Below are 17455 nucleotides of genomic sequence, written 5' to 3'. Positions count from 1 at the left end.
GGGGTGGGTGGGGTGGTGGTGTCCATGCCCACAATGTGAGGCCGATCTCACCCCGGGGCACGCTTGCGTTCATTCTGTTCACCCGTGCAGCGCACGGCCGAAACCGCACCGGGAGCGTGCGCCAGACTTGCCGGCGACCCGGTGGCGGAAGGAGGGGGAACGTGGCCCGACGGCAGTGGAGCATCGCGGGGCAGCTCTTCGCCCTCCAGGCGGTGGTGGTGACGCTGCTCGTGCTGGCCGGCGCGGCCGGCGCCGTCTGGCTGGCCCGCAGCGACTCCCACCAGGCCGCCGAGGACGAGGTGCTGGCCGTGGCGCAGGCCGTCGCCGGCTCCCCCAACGTCCGCGCCGCGCTCACCGGCGCCGACCCGCCGGCCACCCTCCAGCCGTACGCGGAGGCCACCCGCGTCGCCACCGGAACGGACTTCGTGGTGGTGATGGCCCCGGACCGGACCCGCTACTCGCACCCGAACCCGCAGCTCGTCGGGCAGCCGTTCATCGGCGACATCGGCCCGGCCCTCTCCGGCGAGCCGTTCACCGTGACCAACGTCGGCACGCTCGGCGAGTCGGTGCGCGCGGTCGTCCCCGTGTACGACGACCGGCGCCGGATCATCGGGCTGGTCTCGGTGGGCATCACCACCCGGGAGATCAACCGGAAGCTGCTCGCCCAGGTGCCGGTGCTGGTCGGCGCCGCCGCACCAGCCCTGGCCCTCGCGGCCACCGGGTCCTGGCTGCTCAGCCGCCGGCTCCGCCGGCAGACACACGGTCTCGGCCCGAGCCAGATGACCCGGATGTACGAGTACTACGACGCGGTCCTGCACTCCGTCCGCGAGGGGCTGCTGGTGCTGACCCGGGACCGCCGGGTGGCGCTGGTCAACGACGAGGGGCGCCGGCTGCTCGGGCTGGCCGACGACGCCGCGGTGATCGACCGGCCGGTCGCCGGGATCGACCTGCCTCCGGCGGTGGCCGAGCTGCTCGACTCCGGCCGGGACGCGCACGACGAGCCGATCCTGGCCGGCGACCGGGTGCTGGTGGCCAACCAGCGCACGACCCGCTTCGAGGGCGCGGCGCTCGGCACCGTGCTGACCCTGCGCGACCAGACGGAGCTGCGCAACCTGGCCAGCGAGCTGGACTCGGTCCGCGCCCTCACCGAGGCGCTGCAGGCGCAGACCCACGAGTCGGCGAACCGCCTGCACACCGTGCTCACCCTCGTGGAGCTGGGCCGGACCGACGAGGCGGTCCGGCTGGCGACCCGCGACCTGGCGCTCGCCCAGCAGCTCACCGACCGGGTGGTCGGCGCGGTGACCGAGCCCGCGCTCGCCGCCCTGCTGCTCGGCAAGTCGGCGCGGGCCGGCGAGCGCGGCGTGGACCTGGTGGTCGAGCCGGACTGCCGGCTCGACGACAGCCCCCTGCCCACCACCGACCTGCTCACCGTGGTCGGCAACCTGGTCGACAACGCCCTGGAAGCGGTCGCCGGCACCCCGCCGCCGCGCCGGGTGCGGGTCTTCGTCGGCACGGTCGACGACGAGCTGGTGGTGCGGGTCGGCGACAGCGGCCCCGGGCTGGACCCGGACCGGGTGGCGGACGCCTTCCGGCGCGGCTGGTCCACCAAGAGCGCCGGCCGGGGGCTCGGTCTGGCGCTGGTCGGGCAGGTGGTGCGCCGGCACGGCGGCGCGTCGGAGGTCACCCGCACCGACGACGGGGAGACGGTGTTCACCGTCCGGCTGCCGGTCCCGCGGGTGGCCCGATGAGCGACGTCCGGGTGCTGGTGGTGGAGGACGAGCCGCTGCTGGCCGAGGCGCACCGGGCGTACACCGAACGGGTGCCCGGCTTCGTGGTCGTCGGCGTGGCGCACACGGCGCGGGACGCGATGGCGGCGCTGCGCCAGCGCGGCGGCGCCGACGTCGACCTGGTCCTGCTCGACTTCCGGCTGCCCGACCTGCACGGCCTGGACGTGTGCCGGGCCCTGCGCGCGGCGGGCAGCAGCGTGGACGTGCTGGCGGTGACCTCGGCGCGGGACCTCGCGGTGGTCCGCACCGCGGTGTCCCTCGGGGTGACCCACTACCTGCTCAAGCCGTTCACCTTCGCCGCGTTCCGCGACAAGCTGGAGCGGTACGCCGACTACCGGCGGCAGGCCCTCGCCGACGGCGAGGTGGCCGCCCAGCACGAGGTGGACCGGATGTTCGCCACCCTGCGCGGCGCGACCCGGCACACCCTGCCCAAGGGCCTGGACGAGCAGACCCTGCACACCGTGCTGGCCGCCCTCGGCGACGGCGGGCTCTCCGCCACCGAGGTCAGCGGGCGCACCGGGATCTCCCGGGTGACCGCCCGGCGCTACCTCGAATACCTGGTGTCCGCCGACCGCGCGGTCCGGGCGCCCCGCTACGGCACCCCCGGCCGCCCCGAGGTCGAGTACCGGCCGGTGTGACCGTCGGGCAGGACGCCGGGGCTCAGGCGGGGACGGGGAGGTCCGCGAGCGCGGCGCCCAACTCCGCCCGGACCTGGGGCAGCGACCAGGCGGCGATCTCGGGCAGGGTGTGGCGCTCCCGGAGCCGCCGCACCGCCGCGAGGCCGACCAGATAGCCGCAGCGCTTGGGCAGGTCCCCGCCGAGCGGCGAGTCCCGCATGAGGAAGTAGGCGGCGTGGTGCTCCGGGTCGGTGGCGTCGAGGTCGGCACAGACCCGGCCCAGGATCTCCGGCCAGCGGCCGCGACACTCGTCCCACCAGGCCCGGTAGCCGGGGCGGCCGAACCACAGGTAGTCCTCGTCCGGCCGGCCGGGGTCGACCTCCGCCGACACCTGGGTGGCCAGGCCCTCGGTGAGCAGGGCGTTCGCCACCCCGTGGTCGGGCCACGCGTGGATCCCCGCCCGGCGGTCGTGCACGACGTGCGCCGCCTCGTGCAGCACGAGAAGCCGGTCGTCGCCGGGCGGGCCGAGTTGTTCCACGGCGAGGAAGAGCGCGAACCGGCCGTCGAGTTCGTCGGCCCACCCGTTGGCCCGGTGCAGCCCGACCAGCACCACGCACTCGACCGGGTCGGTGGTGTCCGACCAGGCCAGCGCGTCACATACCGCGGCCACACCGGACGGCAGGAGGGCGCGTACCGCCTCGGTGCGGGCCGCCAGGTCGGCAGCCCGGTCGCGGAGCCCGAGCAGCACCTCGGCCACCTCCTCGGCGCCGGAGCAGGTGCCGCCCCGGTCCAGCGCCCGGAACACGTCGGGGTGCCGGGCAAGGTACCGGGACCGCCAGCGGTCCGGCCAACCCGCCGCGGGCGTCCCCGCGCACTCGTCGAGGCAGGCGACGAAGTCGGGCACCAGGTCCCGGACGCGCAGCAGCGGAGTGGCGGGCACGGGACGGGCGGTCAGCTCACGTTGGCCGGGCCGAGGACGCTCTTCAGGTCGCCCATCAGCGCGGTGGTGGCCGCCACCCGGAACGGGCCCAGGCGCAGCGTGGTGGTCTTGCCGCCGTTGAGCAGCTTGACGTGCACCTCGGTGTCGCCCGGATGCAGCACCAGCGTCTCCTTGAGCTTCTCCACGAGCGGCGGCGTGCAGCGATGCACCGGGATGGTGAGGGTGACCGGCTTGTTCGCCGGGTTGCTGCTGATGTCGGGCATCTGCATGTCCATGGCCATGATCCGCGGCGTGTCGTCGCGGCGGTCCACCCGGCCCTTCACCACGACGATGGCGTCCTCGGCGATGTACTGCCCGATCACCTCGTAGGTGTTGGGGAAGAACAGGGTCTCCACGCCGCCGGCCAGGTCCTCCAGGGTGGCCGAGGCCCACGCCCGGCCCTGCTTGGTGACCCGCCGCTGCACGCCGGAGAGGATGCCGGCGAGGGTGACCACCGCGCCGTCGGGCACGGTTCCCTCCTCGGAGAGGGCGGCGATGGTGGTGTCGGCCGCGGCGCCGAGCACGTGCTCCAGGCCGAAGAGCGGGTGGTCGGAGACGTACAGGCCGAGCATCTCGCGCTCGAAGGCGAGCTTGTCCCGCTTGTCCCACTCGCTGTCACCGATGACCGGCATCACCGTGGTGCTGCCGCCGGTGTCCGCGTCGCCGAAGCCGGCGCCGAACAGGTCGTACTGGCCGACGGCCTCCTTGCGCTTGACGTCGGCGTACGCATCGATGGCGTCGGCGTGCACGGCGAGCAGGCCCTTGCGGCTGTGCCCCAGCGAGTCGAAGGCGCCCGCCTTGATCAGCGATTCGATGGTCTTCTTGTTGCAGGCGACCGCGTCCACCTTGGACAGGAAGTCGTAGAAGTCGGCGTACTCGCCCTTCTCCTCGCGGCACCGCATGATCGCCGCCACCACGTTCGCGCCGACGTTGCGCACGGCGGCCAGGCCGAACCGGATGTCCTCGCCGACCGGGGTGAACGGCCCGGCCGAGGTGTTGACGTCCGGCGGGAGGACCTGGATGCGCATCCGGCGGCACTCGGAGAGGTAGAGCGCCATCTTGTCCTTGTCGTCGCCGACCGAGGTGAGCAGCGCCGCCATGTATTCGGCCGGGTAGTGCGCCTTGAGGTACGCGGTCCAGTACGACACCAGGCCGTAGGCGGCGGAGTGCGCCTTGTTGAACGCGTAGCCGGCGAACGGGACGAGGACGTCCCAGACGGCCTGGATGGCCTCGTCGGAGTAGCCGCGCTCGCGGCAGCCGTCCCGGAACGGGATGAACTCCTTGTCGAGGATCTCCTTCTTCTTCTTGCCCATCGCCCGGCGCAGCAGGTCCGCCTGGCCCAGGGTGTAGCCGGCGAGGATCTGCGCGGCGCGCTGCACCTGCTCCTGGTAGACGATCAGGCCGTAGGTGGGGGCGAGGATCTCCCGCAGCGGTTCCTCCAGCTCCGGGTGGATCGGGGTGATGTCCTGGAGGCTGTTCTTGCGCAGCGCGTAGTTGGTGTGCGAGTCCACGCCCATGGGGCCGGGCCGGTAGAGCGCCAGCACGGCGGAGATGTCCTCGAAGTTGTCCGGCTTCATGAGCCGCAGCAGCGAGCGCATCGGCCCGCCGTCGAGCTGGAACACGCCCAGCGTGTCGCCGCGGGCGAGCAGCTCGTAGGCCGCCTTGTCGTCCAGCGGCAGGCCCAGCAGGTCCAGCTCCTTGCCGTGGTTGAGCTGGATGTTCTTGACCGCGTCGTCGATGATCGTGAGGTTGCGGAGGCCGAGGAAGTCCATCTTCAGCAGCCCGAGCGACTCGCAGGTCGGGTAGTCGAACTGCGTGATGATGACGCCGTCGGAGTCGCGCCGCATCAGCGGGATGTGCTCGATGATCGGCTCGGCGGACATGATGACGCCGGCGGCGTGCACGCCGGTCTGCCGGATCAGGCCCTCGATGCCCTTCGCCGTCTCGATGACCTTCTTGACGTCCGGGTCGGACTCGTAGAGGCCGCGGATCTCGCCCGCCTCCGCGTAGCGCGGGTGTTTCGGGTCGAAGATGCCGGACAGCGGGATGTCCTTGCCCATGACGGCCGGGGGCATCGCCTTGGTGATCCGGTCGCCCACCGCGTACGGGTAGCCGAGCACCCGCGCCGAGTCCTTGATCGCGGCCTTCGCCTTGATGGTGCCGAAGGTGGCGATCTGCGCGACCTTGTCCTCGCCCCACTTGTCGGTGACGTACCGGATCACCTCACCGCGCCGGCGCTCGTCGAAGTCGATGTCGACGTCGGGCATCGAGATGCGCTCGGGGTTGAGGAACCGCTCGAAGATCAGGCCGTGCGGGATCGGATCCAGGTCGGTGATGCCCAGGGCGTACGCGACAAGCGAGCCGGCGGCCGACCCACGGCCCGGGCCGACCGCGATGCCCTGGCTCTTGGCCCACTGGATGAAGTCGGCGACCACGAGGAAGTAGGACGGGAAGCCCATCTGGATGATGACGCCCAGCTCGTACTCCGCCTGGACGACGTGGCCCTCGGGGATGCCGTTCGGGAAGCGGCGGGCCAGCCCCGCGAAGGTCTCCTTGCGGAACCAGGACTCCTCGGTCTCGCCCTCGGGGATCGGGAACCGCGGCATCAGGTTGTGGAACTCGAACATCCCGGCCGGGTCGACCTTCTCGGCCACCAGCAGGGTGTTGCGGCAGCCCTGCTGCCACAGCTCGGACGAGTCGACGGCGCGCATCTGCTCGGCCGACTTCACGAAGTAGCCGCCGCCCTCGAAGCGGAACCGGTTGGGGTCGGCCACGTTGCTGCCGGTCTGCACGCAGAGCAGGACGTCGTGCGCCTCGGCCTGCGCCTCGTGGGTGTAGTGCGAGTCGTTGGTGACCACCGGCGGGATGTCGAGCTTGCGGGCGATCTCGGTGAGCCCGTCCCGGACCCGGCGCTCGATGTCGAGGCCGTGGTCCATGATCTCCAGGAAGTAGTTGTCCCTGCCGAAGATGTCCTGGTAGGCGGCGGCGACCTTGAGCGCCTCGTCGAACTGGCCGAGCCGCAGCCGGGTCTGCACGGCGCCGGAGGGGCAGCCGGTGGTGGCCATGATCCCCTCGGCGTGCTCGGCGATCAGCTCCATGTCCATCCGGGGCCACTTGACGTAGTGGCCCTCCATGGAGGCACGGGAGTTGAGTTTGAACAGGTTGTGCAGGCCGTCGCGGTTCGCCGCCCACATGGTCATGTGGGTGATGGCGCCGTTGCCGGAGACGTCGTCGCTCTTCTGCTCCGGGCGCCCCCACTTGACCCGCTGCTTGTGGAAGCGCGACTCGGGCGCCACGTACGCCTCGACGCCGAGGATCGGCTTGACCCCGGCGGCCATGGCCTGCTTGTAGAAGTCGTTCGCGCCGTGCATGTTGCCGTGGTCGGTGATCGCCACCGCCGGCATGCCGAGCCGCGCGGCCTCGGCGAAGAGGTCCTTGAGCCGGGCCGCCCCGTCGAGCATCGAGTACTCGGTGTGTACGTGCAGATGCGCGAACGAATCGCCCATGCGTGGCGCCCCCCAGCTGTGGATCTTGGGCGGTCGGAACCGACCGGGACCCACCCTACCGAGGTCAACTCCGCGGCTCCACCGGCCGCGCCGACGGTGGTCGGCGTCTCCTCCACAGCATCGTGCGCCACACGATGGTGTGGAGCTAGACAATGGTGTGTGGCACACACTATCGTGTGATGCATGGTCACCGACGAGATCCTCCGGACCCACCTCCAGGAACTGCGTCGGGGCACCGTCGTGGTGGCGAGCCTGGTCGCCCTGCGCCGTCCCGACTACGGCTACGCACTGCTGCAACGGCTCACCGGCCACGGCTTCCCGGTGGACGCCAACACGCTCTACCCGCTACTGCGCCGCCTCGAGGAGCAGGGGCTGCTGACCAGCGAGTGGAACACCGAGGAGAGCCGACCGCGCAAGTTCTACCGGACCAGTGACGAGGGCGAGAGCCTGCTCCGGCGACTCCTCGACGACCTGGCCGCCGTCCAGACCTCTCTCACCAGCCTGATCGAAGGAGTGGAGCGATGAGCTCGCTGACCGACCGTTACCTCGCCGCCACCCTGCGGACGGTGCCAGCCGCCCGGCGCGCCGAGATCGAGACCGAGCTGCGCGGCTCGATCGAGGACATGATCGACGGCCGCCGCGCCGACGGCCGGGACGCCGACACCGCCGAACGCGAGGTCCTCACCGAACTGGGCAACCCGGCCCAGCTCGCCGCCCGCTACGCCGACCGGCGCCTCCAGCTCATCGGCCCGACCTACTACCTGGCGTGGGAGCGGCTGATGAAGCTGCTGCTCAGCTTCGTCCCGGCCACCGTGGGGATCATCGTCGGCCTGCTGGAGGCCACCGACGGGGAGAACCCCGGCGGCGCGGTCGGCGCGGGCATCGCCACCGCCCTGGAGGTCGCGGTCCAGATCGCCTTCTGGGTCACCCTGGTCTTCGCGGTGCTCGAACGGACCAACACGTCGCTGAACCTGCCGGCGTGGAGCGTCGACCAACTCCCCGAGGTGCAGACCAACCGGCAGATCACCCTGGTCGACGTCACCGCCGCGATCGGCTGGCTGGTGCTGGTCATCGCCTACCTGCCGATCCAGCACTTCCACTCGTTCGTGCCGAACGGCGCCGACGGCAACCTGCCGATCCTCGACCCGGCGCTGTGGAGCTTCTGGCTGCCGTTCCTCATGGCCGTGCTCGTCGCCAGCGTCGGCCTGGAGATCGCCAAGTACGGGGCCGGGCGGTGGACGTGGCCGCTGGTCGCCGTGAACGCGGTGCTCGACCTGGCGTTCGCGGTGCCGGTCATCTGGCTGATGTCGACCGACCGGCTGCTCAACCCCGACTTCGTCGACCGCTTCGAGTGGCTCGGGCGCGAGGAGAACCTGAACACCGTGGCCACGATCGTGGTGGCCGGCACCGTCCTGGTCATCGTCTGGGACGTCGTCGAGAGCGCGATCAAGGCGTACCGCAACCGGCACTGAGGCCGACGACCGGCGCGGCCCGGCACCCACGCGGGTGCCGGGCCGCGCCGGCTCAGGAGGTGGCGGTTCGGGCCCGCCACTCGCGGGCGAGCACGGCGTACACGGCCTCGTCGGTCCACTCGCCCTTGACGAACTCGTTCTCCCGCAGGTGCGCCTCGCGGCGCATGCCGAGGCGTTCCAGCACCCGGGCCGAGGCCGTGTTGCGGGCGTCCAGCCGGCCGACGATCCGGTGCAGCCCGAGGCCGTCGAAGCCCAGCCGCAGCATCTCCCGGGCCGCCTCGGTGACGTACCCCCGGCCGGTGTGGTCGGGGTGGGCGACGTAGCCGATCTCGCCCTGCCGGTGCTCCCCGCTGGTCCAGCTCAGCAGCACGTCGCCCACGAACTCGCCGGTCTCGGCCAGGACGAGGGCCAGGTTGAGCACGTCACCCGGCTGGCGCAGCGCGGTCCGGCGCACCATCCGGTCCACCGCCGCCCGGGCGGCGGCGTCGTTGTAGGGCTCGTGGTAGAGGAACCGGGTGACCTCCGGCCGGCCGCGGTAGTCGCGGAGGGCGGCCAGGTCGGCGAGGGTGAAGGCGCGCAGCAGCAGGCGCTCGGTGCGCAGCGGCAGGTCGGGAACGAGCATGCCGGCAGGGTACGAGCGTCGCGGCCGGGCGGTCAGCCGAGTTTCCCCCGGCGACCCCGGCGAGGCGGCCGGGAGTTGCGTCGGCTGCCGGACTCGTCCGGGGCGGTCGGGCGGCGGCGGGCATAGCCTGGAGGCCCGGCACACCGGCGAGCACTGGACACGCTGATGCCTCTCCCGGACGGTACCGACGAGCTGGCCCGGTCGGCCGCCCGCGGCGACCCGCGGGCGCTCGACACGCTGCTGGTCGCCGTGCGGCCCGAGGTGCTGCGCCAGTGCGCCCGCCTGCTGCCCCACCGCCAGGACGCCGAGGAGGCCTGCCAGGACGCGCTGCTGGCCCTGGCCCGGGGGATCACCCGGTTCGCGGAGCGGTCGTCGTTCCACACCTGGCTCTACCGGCTCACCGCGAACCGGGCGCGCTCCACCTACCGGGTCCTGCGGCGGCGCTGGCAGCTGGAGGCCGGCGGCGTGCCGCTGCCCGACCCGCCCGATCCGCGGCGGACCAGCGTGGTGGCCGGCACCCGGCTCGACCTGCTCGACGCGCTCGACGCGGTCCCGCCCGAGCTCGCCGAGGCGGTGACCCTGCGGGACGTGCTCGGGCTGAGCTACCGCGAGATCGCCGGTCTGCTCGACCTGCCCGAGGGGACCGTCAAGTCCCGGCTGCATGAGGCCCGCCGGCAGGTCCGGCAGCGGATGTCCGATGGCTGAGCCGCCGCGCCGGGGTCACCGGCTCGCCGCCCTGGCCGCCCTGGCCGCCCTGGCCGCCCTCGCCGGGGCGGCGGGCTGCGCCGACCGCCGCCCGGTCTCGCCGTTGCCGGTCCGGCCACCGACCCCGGCGGCCAGCACCGTCGGCGCCGCCGCGCCGCCCACCTCCGCCGCTCCCGCCCCGGCGCCGTCGACGGCCGCCCCGCCGAGCCGCGGCCCCGCGCCGAGCCGGAGCCGGACGACCCGTCCGGCCGCGCCGGCGTCGACCGCGCTGCCGGGCGCCTGCCTCGGGGCGGTGCGCTACGACCTGGTCCTCGCCGAGACAGAGCTGGCGCTGGTGCGGTCGCTCTGTTTCGCCACCGGAGGGGTGCTGCGCATCCGCGGCATCGGGCCGGGCGAGGTCACCGTGGACCGGGAGGATCTGGTGTCCCGCAGCTACGAGGCCGGCGTGGTGGACATCCGGTTCGTGCGGACCGGCACCGTCGTGGTGACCATCCCCCAGGACGGCCGGGCGTATCCGATCACGGTGGTGGTGGCTTGACCGGGCGGCCTACCGGACCCGGACCCCGGCGAGCAGGTCGTCCACGAAGCCCGGGCCACTGCCCGGCGGCGGGGTGACCTGCACGTAGAGCAGACCGGCCGGACCGGCGGCCCGCGCGGCGGCCTCGACGATCACCGACCGGACGCCGGGGCAGGCGAACGCGGCGACCAGCCAGTCGATGCCGGCCTGCCGGGTGCGTCGCGGCGGCGCCGCGGCGCAGTCCGCGTGCGGGCGTTCGGCGAGGAAGCCCTCGGGGGTGGTGCGGCGGGCCGTGCCGGCGGAGAGGCCGATGAAGGCGCCGGGCAGGCGCGGGTCCGCCCCCCAGCGGCCCGGGTCCGGTGACAGCACCAGCGCCGGCTCCAGCTCGCCGTCGTCGCCGTACTGCCCGGCCCAGCCGGTGCCGCCGGCCCGCCAGCCGGCCGGGAGTGCGACGGTCAACGCTCCGCTGCGTGCCACGGCGCCGGTCGGGGTGCGGCCGGCGGCGTCACCCGCGGTGGCGCCCAGGGCGACGAGCAGCACGGCGACCGCCGCCGCCGCGGCGAGCCGCCGCCGGCGCGGCCGGGGTGCGGCCCCACCGGAAGGCGCGGCGGCGGTTGCCGCGGCCCGCCCGGTGGGGGCCGTCGCGGCGTGCCGGAGGGCCGCCCGGAACGCCGCCGCGTCCGGGTAGCGGTCGGCCGGCCGCGCGGCGGTGGCGGTGCGGAGCACCGCGGCCACCCCGGGCGGCACACCGACCCGCAGCCGCGGCAGGGCCCTCCCGCCCCGCCGGTCCTCCCGGACGTGTGCCGGCACCGTGGCGTCACCGAGCAGCCGGAGCCCGAGGCGGCCCAGCCCGAACACGTCCGCGCGGGTGTCGACGACGGCGAACGGGTCGTCCTGCTCCGGCGCCATGTAGCCGGGGGTGCCCGCCCGAGCGGTCAGCCCGGAGGCGGCGGCGAGCGCCTTGGCCAGGCCGAGGTCGGCGATGAGCACCCGCTCGTGGCCGGACCCCGACCGGAAGAGGATGTTGCCCGGCGTCAGGTCACGGTGCACCACCCCGTGCCGGTGCAGCACCGCGACCCCCGCGGCGATCTCGTCGAGCAGCGTCACGGCGTCGGCCACCGGCGGCGTGCCCCGCGCCAGCCGGTCCCGGAGGCTGCCGCCGTCCGCCCAGGCCAGCACGGCGTACGGGCGGCCGTCGGGCAGTTCGCCCACGGCGTGCACCCGGACCAGGCGGTCGTGGTCGAGCCGCCGCAGCAGCCGGGCCTCGTCCAGGAAACGTTCCCGGACCCGCAGGTCGTGGCTCCAGTTCTCGGCCAGCACCTTGATCGCCACCCGGCCGTCGAGCACCGGGTCGTGCGCGAGCCAGACCGTGGCGAAGGACCCCGCCCCGAGCAGTCGCTCCACCCGGTACGCCCCGATCCGCGTGGGCGCGGTCATCGCATCACCCCCGGGAGCGCCACCCGGCCGCCGTTGAGTCGACGGTAGACGCCGCAGCCGCACCCTGGCACTCCCCGCGGCCCCGCCCGGGCGTCCCGCGCCGGACGGTCGGGAACCCGACGAACCGAACCCGCCGGGCCGGAGACCAACAGGGCAGGAGAACCACCCGGAAGGAGAGCTGCCATGAACCGACTCTGGCCCACCGTCCTCACGGGGCTGCTGGCCCTCACCACCGTCGCCCCGCTGACCGCCGCCGGCCCGGCCTCGGCCGGCGCCCCGGCGGCCCGGGCGACGGAAGTCCGCACGCCGGCCGGCGGCCCGGCGTCCTCCGCCGCCACGGAGGTCAGGGTGCTCAGCGTCCACGGCGCCGGGCCGTACCGGATCGGCGCCCGGCTGGACCGCCTCTCGGCGGCCGGCCTGATCGACTGGACGGCGCCCGGCTGCGCCGGGGTGCAGCACGCCGGCGCCACCGGGGCCTGGGCCGGGGTGATCCTGCTGGCCTTCCGCAACGGCCGGCTGGTGTCGGTGGGCACGGCGACCGTGCCGCCCCGCTCCCCCGCCGGCGCGTCGGTCGGCATGTCCTTCCCCGACCTGGAGCGCAGGTACGGGCGGCGCGGGGCGCTGATCCGCAACGACGCGGGCGACGCCGAGGCGTACCTGGTGCGGTTCGGGTCCCGGGTGGAACTGTTCACCGGCCACCCGATCCGGCCCGGCGTCGGCTACTTCGAGGTAGGACCGGCGTCCTTCGTCGAGCGGAACTTCCGGCAGGGCGGCTCCTGCTGACCGGGACACCGCCGGCCCGGCCCCGCGCCGGGCCGGCGGCCCGTCACCGGCCCCCCACCCCGGACCCCGGTCGGCGCCGGACGGCGGGATGAGAGTCTTGGTCAGGTGACCACCGCGACGGCCGACAACTGGCGCCGGCCCGGGCCTGCTCCCGAGCACCTGCGCCTCGACCTCTACGGCGGGCTGGCCGTGACCGTGCTGGCCCTGCTCAGCCTCACCCTGACCCACAGCACCGGCGCGTTCCTGCTCGGCCCGCCGCCGTCCTGGCCGGAGCAGGTCCTCTGGACCGTCGCGGTGACCCTGCCGCTGATCTGGCGGCGACGGTTCCCGGCCACCACCACCGTCGTCGTGTCGGCCTTCTTCATCGCCGCCCAGGCACGCTCCGCCCCGGAGACGCAGCTCTCCTCGTGGTCCCTGTTCGCCGCGCTGTACTCGCTCGGCGCCTGGGGGCCGGACCGCAGGCTGGCCCGCCGGTTGCGCGTCGGGGTCATCGCCACGATGTTCGCCTGGCTCGGCGTGTACTACGCCGTCAGCGTCGGCAGCATCCCGCCGGACGCGTTCGCCCGCGCGGCCGGACCGGTGCCGCCCGTGCTCGCCGCCATCGTGACCGGGGTGCTGGTCAACGGCCTCTTCTTCGGTTTCGCGTACTTCTTCGGCCAGACCGCGTGGCTGGCCGCCCGGCGGCAGCACGAGCTGGCGGAGCGGGCCGAGGAGCTGCGCCGCTCCCAGGCCGACGCGCGCGGGCGGGCGGTGATCGGCGAACGGGTACGGATCGCCCGCGAGCTGCACGACGTGGTCGCCCACCACGTGTCGGTGATGGGGGTGCAGGCGTCGGCGGCGCGGCGGGTCTTCGACAGGGACCAGGCGAAGGCCCGGACGGCCCTGACGGCGATCGAGGAGACCGCACGCACGGCGGTCGACGAGCTGCGCCGCATGCTCGGCGTGCTCCGCGCCGGTGACGGCGCCCCCGGTCCCGGCGGGCCGCCCGCCGGGATCGACGAGGTCGCCGCGGTCGTGGAGCGGGCCCGCGACGCCGGGCTGCGGGCCACCCTCGGGGTGTACGGCGACGCGATCCCGCTCCCGGAGTCGGTGTCCCAGGCGGCGTACCGGGTCGTCCAGGAGGCGGTGACCAACGTGCTCAAACACGCCACCGGCGTGGGCGCCCTCGACGTGCGGATCCGCTACCTGGCCCGGGAGGTCGAGGTCGACGTAACCGACGACGGACGGTCCACCCACCCGGCGAACGCCGACGGGCTGGGCCTGGTCGGCATGCGCGAACGGGTCGCCACCCACGGCGGGGCGCTGGAGGCGGGCCCCCGGGCCGGCGGCGGCTGGCGCGTCCGCGCCCGCTTCCCGCTGGCGGTCGCCCTGACGGAGGCGGCGTGACCGCGCCCGACGCGGCCGGGGTGCCCGGCGTGGACCGACCGATCCGGGTGCTGCTCGCCGACGACCAGCACCTGGTGCGTACCGGGTTCCGGGTCATCCTCGAGGTGGAGGACGACCTGGCGGTGGTCGGCGAGGCGGCCGACGGCGAGCGCGCGGTGGGCATGACCCGGGCGCTGCACCCCGACGTGGTGCTGATGGACGTGGAGATGCCCGGCATGAACGGCCTGGAGGCGACCCGGCAGATCACCGCGCCGGGCTCCCCCGGCGCGCCGGCCGTCCTCATCCTCACCACGTTCGACCGGGACGACTATCTCTTCGCCGCCCTCCAGGCCGGGGCCAGCGGCTTCCTGCTGAAGAACGGCACCCCGGAGGCGCTGGTCGAGGCGATCCGGGTGCTGGCCCGGGGTGACGCGCTGCTCGCCCCGGAACTGACCCGGCGCGTGATCGCCACCTTCGCCCGGCCGGCCGGCACGTGGGCGGGAGGTGTGGCGGCGGGTGGCGCGCCGCTGGACGAGCTCACCCCGCGGGAGCGTGAGGTCCTCGTCCTGCTCGCCCGGGGCGCGAGCAACGCCGAGATCGCCGCCGACCTGCACCTCGGCGAGGCCACGGTGAAGACCCACGTGAGCCGGGTGCTCGCCAAACTGGGCCTGCGCGACCGGGTCCAGGCGGTGGTCTTCGCGTACGAGCAGGGGGTGGTGCGGCCCGGCGGGTGACCGGCTCCGTCGCCGGGGGGATGCCGGATCTCCACCCACGGACGGACGGCAGCCCAAGATCGCGGCTCTAGCGTGGTCGCCGTGACCGATGTGCTCCGCCTCGACGGCGTCGACCGAAGCTTCGGCGACCGTCCGGCGCTCAGGAACGTGTCCTTCGACGTGGCGGCCGGCCGGATGACCGGCTTCGTGGGCGGCAACGGCGCCGGCAAGACCACGACCATGCGGATCATCCTCGGCGTCCTCGCCGCCGACGCCGGCCGCGTGACCTGGCAGGGTGCGCCGCTGACGGCGGAGGCCCGCCGGCGCTTCGGCTACATGCCCGAGGAACGCGGCCTCTACCCGAAGATGAGCGTCCGGGAACAGGTGACCTACCTGGGCCAGCTGCACGGGATGACCGCCGCGGCGGCCCGGCGCGCCACGGACGCTCTGCTGGAGCGGGTGGGTCTCGCCGAGCGTGGCGACGACCTGCTGGAAACCCTCTCGCTGGGCAACCAGCAGCGCGCCCAGATCGCCGCCGCGCTGGTGCACGAGCCCGAGGTGCTGGTGCTCGACGAGCCGTTCTCCGGCCTCGACCCGCTGGCCGTCGACACCGTCGTCGGCGTGCTGCGCGAGCGGGCCGCCGCCGGTGTCCCGGTGCTCTTCTCCAGCCACCAGCTCGACGTCGTGGAGCGGCTCTGCGACGACCTGGTGATCATCTCGGACGGGGTGATCCGGGCCGCCGGCGACCGGGAGGAGCTGCGGCGGACGTACACCTCGCCCCGGTTCGAGGTGGTGGTGGAGACCGACGCCGGCTGGCTGCGCGACCAGCCCGGGGTGACCCTCGTCGACCTGGACGGCGCCCGCGCCGTCTTCGATCTCGCGCCCGACACCGACGAGCAGCCGGTCCTGCACGCGGCACTGGCGCGCGGCCCGGTCCGCGCGTTCCGCCCGGTCCGCCCCTCCCTCACCGAGATCTTCCGAGAGGTCGCCCAGTGAACACCCTGCAGGCCACCCGCCTGGTCGCCGCCCGGGAGATCCGGGTCAAGCTGCGCGACCGGACCTTCCTGATCAGCACCGTGTTCTTCCTGCTGCTCGCCGCGGCGGGGACCATCCTGCCGGCGGTGCTGGCCGGCGGTCCGTCGAGCGTGGCCGTGACCGAGCGGGCCGCCGAGCCGCTGCGGGCCGCCGGCCTGGAGGTGCGGGTCGTCGCCGACGACCGGGCCGCCGAGCAGGCCGTCCACGACGGTGACGTGGACGCCGCGGTCGTCACCGGCCCGACCGTGCTCGCCATGGACGACGCGCCGGACGACGTGGTGACCGCGCTGAGCAGCCGGCCCGAGGTCCGGCTGCTGAATCCGGACGCCGTGGACCCGGCCGTGGCCTTCCTGGTGCCGTTCGCGTTCGCGTTCATCTTCTTCGTCACGTCGCAGGGCTTCGGCGTGCAGATCGCGCAGAGCATCATCGAGGAGAAGCAGACCCGGATCGTCGAGATCCTGGTCGCCGCGGTGCCGGTCCGGGCGCTACTCGCCGGCAAGCTCGTCGCCGGCACCCTCCTCGCCCTCGGTCAGATCGCGCTGGTCGCGCTGGTCGCGCTCGCGGGCATGACGTTCGGCGACGACAGCGGGCTGCTCTCCCTGCTGGCGCCGGCGATCGGCTGGTTCGTGCCGTTCTTCCTGCTGGGCTTCGTGCTCATCGCGGCCATGTGGGCGGCGGCCGGCGCGCTGGTCAACCGGCTGGAGGATATCGGCGGCGTGTCGATGCCGGTGCAGCTCACCGTGATGCTGCCGTTCTTCGCGGTGATCTTCCTGCACGACAACACGCCCGCCATGCGGGTGCTGTCCTACCTGCCGTTCTCCGCGCCGACGGCCATGCCGCTGCGGCTGTTCACCGGGGACGCGGCCGCCTGGGAGCCGGTGGTGGCGCTCGTCCTGCTGCTGGCGGCGGCCGCCGGGTTCCTGCTCGCCGGGGCCCGCGTGTACGAGGGCGCGCTGCTGCGCACCAACGGCCGCACCTCGATCCGTACGGCCTGGCGCTCACGGGAGACCGTCGCCTGAGCAACGGCCCGTGGCACGACCTCGCGCCGGACGATCCTGTCGTCCGGCGCGAGATCGGTCGCGTCGGGGGCCGTCAGCCGACGGCGGCCATGACCTCGTCGGAGACGTCGAAGTTGGCGTAGACGTTCTGCACGTCGTCGCAGTCCTCGAGGACGTCGATCAGCTTGAAGATCTTGCGCGCGCCCTCCTCGTCCAGCGGCACGTTGACGCTGGGAATGAGGGAGGACTCGGCCGACTCGTACTCGATGCCGGCGTCCTGCAGGGCGGTGCGGACCGGGATGAGGTCGGTCGGCTCGGAGACCACCTCGAACGCCTCACCGAGGTCGTTGACCTCCTCGGCGCCCGCGTCGAGCACGGCCATCATCACGTCGTCCTCGGTGGTGCCCTCCTTGGGGACGATCACCACGCCCTTTCGGGAGAACATGTACGACACCGAGCCGGCGTCGGCGAGCGAGCCGCCGTTGCGGGTCAGGGCGGTGCGCACCTCGGTCGCCGCCCGGTTGCGGTTGTCCGTGAGGCACTCGATGAGCATCGCCACGCCGTTCGGGCCGTAGCCCTCGTACATGATGGTCTGCCAGTCGGCGCCGCCGGCCTCCAGCCCGGAGCCGCGCTTGACCGCGCGGTCGATGTTGTCGTTCGGCACCGAGCTCTTCTTCGCCTTCTGGATGGCGTCGTAGAGGGTCGGGTTGCCGGCGGGGTCCCCGCCGCCGGTCCGGGCGGCCACCTCGACGTTCTTGATCAGCTTGGCGAACATCTTGCCGCGCTTGGCGTCGATCACGGCCTTCTTGTGCTTGGTGGTCGCCCACTTTGAGTGGCCGGACATCTCATACCTCCGTCTGTTGACCCACGCCTGCGTCGACTGTCCGCGCCCGCGCCGAACCGGGACCGCCGGGCGGTC

16 protein-coding genes are annotated in these 17455 nt (G+C 73.8%); 11 read left to right on the top strand and 5 right to left on the bottom strand.

Translation table 11 applies throughout. The features are described from left to right. The first annotated feature begins 161 nt into the window (after nt 1–161). The gene (locus tag F8274_RS22400) at nt 162–1748 is read left to right on the top strand and encodes a sensor histidine kinase (protein ID WP_151464337.1); all 1587 of its coding nucleotides are present in this window, start codon (nt 162–164) and stop codon (nt 1746–1748) included. Then, the gene (locus F8274_RS22395) at nt 1745–2425 is read left to right on the top strand and encodes a response regulator (RefSeq protein ID WP_151464336.1); all 681 of its coding nucleotides are present in this window, start codon (nt 1745–1747) and stop codon (nt 2423–2425) included. The genes F8274_RS22400 and F8274_RS22395 overlap by 4 nt, the downstream gene beginning before the upstream one ends. 22 nt (nt 2426–2447) lie before the next feature. On the opposite strand, the gene F8274_RS22390 is transcribed toward F8274_RS22395, so the two are convergent. Both F8274_RS22390 and dnaE read right to left on the bottom strand, forming a co-directional pair. Further along, nucleotides 2448–3344 carry a hypothetical protein gene (locus F8274_RS22390; RefSeq protein WP_151464335.1) on the bottom strand — a complete coding sequence of 299 codons (897 nt, stop codon included), beginning with the start codon at nt 3342–3344 and terminating at the stop codon, nt 2448–2450. A gap of 11 nt (nt 3345–3355) precedes the next feature. Continuing rightward, on the bottom strand, nt 3356–6889 hold the full coding sequence (gene dnaE, locus F8274_RS22385) for a DNA polymerase III subunit alpha (RefSeq protein ID WP_151464334.1): 3534 nt from the start codon (nt 6887–6889) through the stop codon (nt 3356–3358). A 183-nt stretch (nt 6890–7072) separates the two neighbouring features. Between dnaE and F8274_RS22380 the strand changes: the two genes are divergently transcribed. Beyond that, entirely contained in the window at nt 7073–7414 is a 342-nt protein-coding gene (locus F8274_RS22380; RefSeq protein ID WP_151464333.1) for a PadR family transcriptional regulator, read from the top strand. Beyond that, complete coding sequence (locus F8274_RS22375; RefSeq protein ID WP_151464332.1) at nt 7411–8361, top strand: permease prefix domain 1-containing protein; 951 nt, start codon at nt 7411–7413, stop codon at nt 8359–8361. Before F8274_RS22380 ends, F8274_RS22375 begins: the two co-directional genes overlap by 4 nt. A 52-nt stretch (nt 8362–8413) precedes the next feature. Here F8274_RS22375 and F8274_RS22370 read toward each other — a convergent pair whose 3' ends face one another. Then, nucleotides 8414–8983, bottom strand: coding sequence for a GNAT family N-acetyltransferase (locus tag F8274_RS22370; protein WP_151464331.1), 570 nt, complete (start codon nt 8981–8983; stop codon nt 8414–8416). Nucleotides 8984–9148: 165 nt separating this feature from the next. Here F8274_RS22370 and F8274_RS22365 point away from each other — a divergent pair, with 165 nt between their 5' ends. Further along, nucleotides 9149–9688 (top strand): RNA polymerase sigma factor, encoded by a 540-nt coding sequence (locus F8274_RS22365; RefSeq protein ID WP_151464330.1) that lies wholly within the window; start codon nt 9149–9151, stop codon nt 9686–9688. Continuing rightward, complete coding sequence (locus tag F8274_RS22360; RefSeq protein WP_151464329.1) at nt 9681–10226, top strand: hypothetical protein; 546 nt, start codon at nt 9681–9683, stop codon at nt 10224–10226. The genes F8274_RS22365 and F8274_RS22360 overlap by 8 nt, the downstream gene beginning before the upstream one ends. A gap of 9 nt (nt 10227–10235) precedes the next feature. Here the strand turns inward: F8274_RS22360 and F8274_RS32480 are convergent, their stop codons facing one another. Then, nucleotides 10236–11642 (bottom strand): serine/threonine-protein kinase, encoded by a 1407-nt coding sequence (locus tag F8274_RS32480; protein WP_151464328.1) that lies wholly within the window; start codon nt 11640–11642, stop codon nt 10236–10238. A gap of 183 nt (nt 11643–11825) precedes the next feature. On the opposite strand from F8274_RS32480, the gene F8274_RS22350 reads away from it, so the two are divergent. From F8274_RS22350 to F8274_RS22330, 5 genes are all read left to right on the top strand, one after another. Then, the gene (locus F8274_RS22350; protein ID WP_151464327.1) at nt 11826–12425 is read left to right on the top strand and encodes a hypothetical protein; all 600 of its coding nucleotides are present in this window, start codon (nt 11826–11828) and stop codon (nt 12423–12425) included. A 105-nt stretch (nt 12426–12530) separates the two neighbouring features. Beyond that, nucleotides 12531–13811, top strand: a complete 1281-nt coding sequence (locus F8274_RS22345; protein ID WP_151464326.1) for a sensor histidine kinase — start codon at nt 12531–12533, stop codon at nt 13809–13811. Between the two features lie 29 nt (nt 13812–13840). After that, nucleotides 13841–14524: a response regulator transcription factor gene (locus tag F8274_RS22340; protein WP_151464338.1), complete on the top strand. Its 684-nt coding sequence runs from the start codon at nt 13841–13843 to the stop codon at nt 14522–14524. Nucleotides 14525–14605: 81 nt separating this feature from the next. Beyond that, nucleotides 14606–15499 (top strand): ABC transporter ATP-binding protein, encoded by an 894-nt coding sequence (locus tag F8274_RS22335; RefSeq protein WP_151464325.1) that lies wholly within the window; start codon nt 14606–14608, stop codon nt 15497–15499. Next, entirely contained in the window at nt 15496–16557 is a 1062-nt protein-coding gene (locus F8274_RS22330; protein WP_151464324.1) for an ABC transporter permease, read from the top strand. Before F8274_RS22335 ends, F8274_RS22330 begins: the two co-directional genes overlap by 4 nt. 73 nt (nt 16558–16630) lie before the next feature. Here F8274_RS22330 and F8274_RS22325 read toward each other — a convergent pair whose 3' ends face one another. Continuing rightward, the gene (locus F8274_RS22325; protein ID WP_151464323.1) at nt 16631–17380 is read right to left on the bottom strand and encodes a YebC/PmpR family DNA-binding transcriptional regulator; all 750 of its coding nucleotides are present in this window, start codon (nt 17378–17380) and stop codon (nt 16631–16633) included. Nucleotides 17381–17455: the final 75 nt, after the last annotated feature.

It is taken from the genome of Micromonospora sp. AMSO31t, assembly GCF_008868175.1.
Taxonomy (GTDB): domain Bacteria; phylum Actinomycetota; class Actinomycetes; order Mycobacteriales; family Micromonosporaceae; genus Micromonospora.
This window is presented reverse-complemented; position numbering and strand designations above follow the sequence as displayed.